The sequence below is a fragment of the Streptococcus parasanguinis genome (assembly GCF_001074805.1).
In the GTDB taxonomy this organism is placed as follows: Bacteria; Bacillota; Bacilli; order Lactobacillales; family Streptococcaceae; genus Streptococcus; species Streptococcus parasanguinis_A.
In genome coordinates this window covers 1-5,503 of the sequence record NZ_JUPI01000066.1, presented here as the reverse complement: position 1 = coordinate 5,503, position 5,503 = coordinate 1, and the positions used below count along the sequence as shown (strand labels likewise).

4 protein-coding genes and 2 pseudogenes are annotated in these 5,503 nt (G+C 34.3%); all 6 read left to right on the top strand.

The window, feature by feature from the left end:
- Positions 1-937, top strand: a pseudogene (locus ADI76_RS11485) (type VII secretion protein EssC); the annotation flags it as partial.
- 16 nt (positions 938-953) lie between these two features.
- Positions 954-1,313 carry a hypothetical protein gene (locus ADI76_RS04790; RefSeq protein ID WP_049514963.1) on the top strand — a complete coding sequence of 120 codons (360 nt, stop codon included), beginning with the start codon at positions 954-956 and terminating at the stop codon, positions 1,311-1,313.
- Between the two features lie 3 nt (positions 1,314-1,316).
- The gene (locus tag ADI76_RS04785; protein WP_049514962.1) at positions 1,317-3,485 is read left to right on the top strand and encodes a hypothetical protein; all 2,169 of its coding nucleotides are present in this window, start codon (positions 1,317-1,319) and stop codon (positions 3,483-3,485) included.
- Entirely contained in the window at positions 3,485-4,438 is a 954-nt protein-coding gene (locus ADI76_RS04780; RefSeq protein WP_049514961.1) for a hypothetical protein, read from the top strand. Before ADI76_RS04785 ends, ADI76_RS04780 begins: the two co-directional genes overlap by 1 nt.
- Before the next feature lie 4 nt (positions 4,439-4,442).
- On the top strand, positions 4,443-4,793 hold the full coding sequence (locus ADI76_RS04775) for a hypothetical protein (protein WP_049514960.1): 351 nt from the start codon (positions 4,443-4,445) through the stop codon (positions 4,791-4,793).
- A 477-nt stretch (positions 4,794-5,270) separates the two neighbouring features.
- A pseudogene (locus ADI76_RS11690) lies at positions 5,271-5,503 on the top strand (hypothetical protein); the annotation flags it as partial.

Here is a 5,503-nt window from a genome sequence, read left to right as displayed (position 1 = left end):
CCAGCTGACCTTGCCACAAAATGATATCTCTGAGATCCGCGGTATCGTGGGAGCAACCCCACTGGCGTCTACCATGGAATATATCAAGGGACGGGCGCTCATGAAGCGTGACGAAGTCGATGTCGTCCAGTTCGCCCTACCAGTCGCAGGGGATAATGATATCCAAATCATCAACAACCTCCGCGACCAAGTCCAAAGTCTCAAAGAGATGTGGACAGGTCGCACCCCAGCAGGCATCCCAATGGTGCCAGATGAGTTGACAGAAGCAGCCTTCTATGGACGTGAGGATGTAGTAGCCTTGCTGGATGAAGGTGAAATTCCTGTTGGGTTAGATATGGAAACTGCGAAGGCAATGGGATGGAATGTAAAACGAGGTCATTTGGCTTATATACTTGAAAAAGAAGAACAAATGTCACAAATTACAAAACATCTTGCTTCGATGAGCGTGAAACTTGGTAAAAAGACAATTATACTAGCACCAGAATATCATCAAATAAATAATATAGATTCTTCTGTAACACTCATTTCAGATAAAGAGAAATTACATGAAATGATTCAAACTATTTCGGTTAAAATGGATGATCGATTTGCAGAAAATGAGACAGATTACACAACAACTTTTATTGTGTATAACTTATCTGAAATTGTTGATTTGTTAAATGATGAGGACATTAGAATTCTGGCTAAACTTTTTGAAAAAGGGCATCAGGTTGGTTTCCTAACTGCAGTAATAGCTACACCAGGTCTAGTGCGTAAGATTGATATAGCATCAAAAGCAATTAGAAATTATAAACAGGCTATTTTAGCAGTGAGACAAAATGATCAGCAACTTATCAATATTTTAAATAAAACTTTAAGAGAGCCAGTGTTACCAAAACAAATGAATTATTTTGTTATAGATGGTATTGCTCAAACTATAAAAGTATTTATTGACTAAAGAAAGGGAAGTGAAAATGAGTGAAGTGAGTAATCTCAGAAGCCAGATAGCACAGGTTGATCAAAAGGTTCAAAGCTTGAGAAGTGCACTAACTAAAGTTCAAGGTGTGGATCTTAAGATAGATGATGTAATGGAAGGCTATGAAAAGTTACATGTGTCTGGGACAAAGTATGATGAACAAAGGCTTCAGGAAAGTAAGGTTATTGGTGAAGGAAAAGAGGATCTTGATAAAACATATAAACAAGCTACAATGGATGCTATCAGTGCAGAGATAATGAGATTGGAAGCAGAGAGGAGATCATTAGACACACAACTTACAGATGCAATTGCTCGAGAAGAATATGAAAAAATGGATAAGAAGAAAAGTAGGAGGTAATGTATGACCGTTACAGTTATTTCAAAAAGTGGATTACTTGATCACGGTAATAAAACAAAAGAAGCTGCAGTCGAGTATCGAAGTCAGGTATCATCTGTTCAGAGGAAAATTGAAGCAAAAGTGACGGGGCAAGAGGCAGATGCCATTAAAGCTTTTATAGCAAAGTTGAATTCTTTATCTCAAACATTGCATGATACGTATCCATTAACATTAGAATTATATAGTGAGGCAGTCCTTAAATATGAAGCAGGATTAACGGCAGCTGGTTTTTCTTCTGAAGTGGTAAAAACAAAAGCAGCAGATATTCAAAGTATTAAGACATGGTTAGGGGAAACAAAAAGTAAAGAGTTTTTGGAAAAAAGTGAAGATCTTGATACGGCAATTCAAGCAGCAAGTAAAGCACTAGCTTTAGAACCAGGAGCAATTGAATTTACAAGAGATGCGGGGGCACGGGCCCACTCCATAGCAATGAATTTAGCAAGACATGGAGATGAACGTCAGAAAACTCATGATGAATTAGAGAATAATTTAAAGCAATTTATTAGTAGTTTAACTGTGGTGAGTGATCGTTTGGTTGGTGTGAAAGCGACATTAGATAACGCAAGATTTATCAGTAGTTTTAGTTTAAATACAGCAATGGATTTAATCTCTAAGGGTTATTTGAATGAACAAAATATGGATTTTCTGGATTCCATTCAAAATGAAGGAGATGGAGAAGCCCTTAAAGTTGTTTTAGGGGAGCGAGGTTATGGCACTTCGACAAAATTTTTCACAGCATTGGGCAGTGTAAATACGACAAAAGTTAGCCATGCAATGATGGATATTATTTATAATCGAGTCAATAAAGAATTCTCATATGTAAAAAAAGATGAGAGTCTTGCAATGGAAAACCTTCGTACATATATTCAAGCAATCGCTAATCAAGACCAAGAAAAAGCAAAAACTTATTTTGAGAATTTAGTCTTGGCTGGAGATAGATATGCTCAAACAATAACTGAATTGGCAAAGGCTCTAGTTCCTGATTTTCCTAAAACTAACGACAGTGAAAGTGAATTTAAGAATTATGAAGCGGAGAAACTTAAAATCCAACCTCAACTTGAGGAATTTAATGAACACATAAAACGTGCTGGAGTTTTAACAAGTTTATTTGAATCACTGTACGCAGTTGGCATTGGAAAGTCAAAGAAGGATTATTCTTACATGGGCCCAAATATGTCACTTGATACATCTATTGTTTTAAGTGGATTAACATTTAATGGGAAAAACGGTTTTGAATTTAATGTATCAGCGCCTGATTCTATGGGGATTCGTAGTGATAAAAGTTATTCAACAGAATTTTTCAATACAGGGGAAGGAGTTCGAAATGCTGAAGCGATATCTGAAATTCGTGAGTTAAGAGAAAAACGGGATAAAGAAGCGGCTTTATTTGCAGTTGATTTAGCTAAAATGGCTTTAGGTTCTTTTATTCCTGGTTCATATAAAATACTGGATTTAATTTCTTCCGGCGTTAAAATTGATAATAATCTTAGTTCAAGTCTAAATTTTGGAGATAAAGTGGGAACTGTAACTTTTTCAGATCTTTACAAGAAAAAGGTTGGAGAAAAAATATCAGATTCTTCAACACTTTCAGATCATTTAGAAAAATATTATGAATATGATCAAGGAATAACCAAACATGAGCGAGATTTAGCTGGCAGTACCTTTGGTACAGGAGGACGTCGGCTATCAGGTGATTCTAAAGATACATTTGTAAAATATGATCTAACTTATGACTTGCAAGCGAATATGAAGATTTATGATTTAGAAAAGAATGGATTAAAAACGTTTGTATACCAAAATACTGAAGGAGACATCTCTAAAAAGATAAGTTCTATTAAAAAGTATGAGAGAATTATGAAGAAAATTGCATCAACAAACAATATTGATAATCCAAAGGATGAAAAAAATGACAGCTTGCTAACTCAAAATACTTTTGATTTGTTTACTAATAAAGGAAATATAGGAGTAAATAACGTAACTTCATCAAATATTTATGAAGGACTAACTAAATTAGATAATATGTTTGCAAAAAATGAATCTAATATCTTTCAAAGAGAAAATTATCTAAAATGGGATCCGTTTGGATTAAGTACGAGTGATTCTAATTTCGGAATAAAACAGGAGAATTCATAATGCGAAACAAAAATAAGGCTAGGTTACTCATATTCCTAATTATGCTTGTTATTGGCAGTATAATTTTTTTCAAATATAAAAATTCCTCAGAGAAAATTTATAGAAATGAAACTCCGTCAAAAATTAGGGAAATAAAATTATTGGACAATGATAAATTTGTTTTTGTGGCTGTCGATAACTATTTAGACGATGTTATTTTGTTTGGTCAGAATTATGTTACAACTTTTTCTTCGCATACACTTGATACTACTAATTTTAAAAAAACTCCTCCAATTGGGAGCGAAGAATATTTTCAAATTATTAGTTATAGTGTACATGATAAAGAAAAAATTGTTAAATTTAATTTATATGAATTACTTGGGAAGAATAATTTATACCGTTTTGTTCATAATTTTCCTCGTAGATATTTACAAAATGACGATGATTACCTGACAATGGATTTGGAGAAACTAAATATGTACGATATAGCAGGTCATGATATTAGATCTGTATTAGTTTCTGTTAGCGGAGAGAAAGTTAAAGATATTTCTGAAAGTGAAATGGAGAAGATTGACAGAGAGCAAAAACTATATTTTAGCCCAAAATATGATTGGGATAGGGGGGGGATATCTGAGCAAATTGATGATAATCTAGCAAAATATCATCTTTCAAGATTTAATAATTTTATATCCCCGATGAATGATGAATCATCTAAAATTAATGTTAGTGGATCTAACTTTGCTAAATTGTTTCCAGAAGTAGGAAAAAATATAAACTATTTAAATCGCATTTATTTCCGTCCGAAACAATACAATGAGCGCGAATGGTTTGATAAAATCATTCATTGGTTTGCGCCAGAAGGTCAAGACGTCATGGAATTGTACGCCACAGACGAAAAAACTGGAGAAAAAACACAAATTCACTCGTATGACGAGTTTGTGTCATGGATAAAGACCCATCCAAAACAGGAGTAGGAAAATGAGTAAAAAAAATATAAAACCTGAAAATATAAAAAATGTTAAGGCGAAATTTGATGCGGCATTTATAAATTTTGGTTCTGGGATTGGATTGATTGTTGAAGATGATTCTAAAGCGAAATTAGAAGAATGTTTCAATGGATTTAAAGAAACTGCTGGCACTATTCAAGAGACAATTGTAAGTTTTAACGACTATTTAGATCAAGTAGCTACAGCATTTGAAGATACAGATTCATTTTTAGCATCAAGAATTGAAGGAAAAGGTGATGTAAAAGACTATAGAGAAGGACAAAATTTCAGATCTAAAATGAGTGACGAAGTTCGTAAGAATATATTCTATGGTCAGATTTAATTTTACTGTATCCTGTACTCAAGGAATAGCTAGCCCAATTAAAGTCTTAAATGAGTTGGTTGAGATAGAAGCAAAACAAAGGAGATAATCTCTTTCTCAACAGTGGTAGGTTGATAAAAAGTTACAACTAAGAAAGAACCAACGGATTCTCTCCCAGATTGAAGAAAAAGTCCATTTTGGACAATTTTCTTCAATCTTTTTTAATATTGTAAGCAATAAAATTTATCCCTTACTAACAAGTTTTGCCTTAAAATAAAGTGCATTTTAAGGGATAAATAGTTTTTAAGAGAAGACGTTATAAATCAGAAGGGAAGGTTTGTGATTAATTTCAAAGTGCTGTTTACTGACTTTAGTTTATCCATGTTTCATTTGGACAATGTTGTGAAACGAAGTATCCTCCTACTCTCTGCAACTAGTGACAAACTTGCTCTTCAAACTAATTTTCGGTATGATAGTGGTATTTAATAGAGTTATTGTCACTTCCCTGAAGGTTATGACAAGGAAGCCATCTCGCGTGGCCTTGCGCCTCTCAAGCATATCCAACAGCTCAAGAGCTCAATTCCGGACTCGGTGACTTTCCTTGAAATGTACCAAGCGGAAACTTTCAATGATCTTAAGGTCTTGAGTCGTTGGGAGAGCCATGCCCTTTACCAAAGTTTGGCCGTGCCGATCGGTCTGCGCGGGAAGGACGATTTGGTCTACCTCAATCT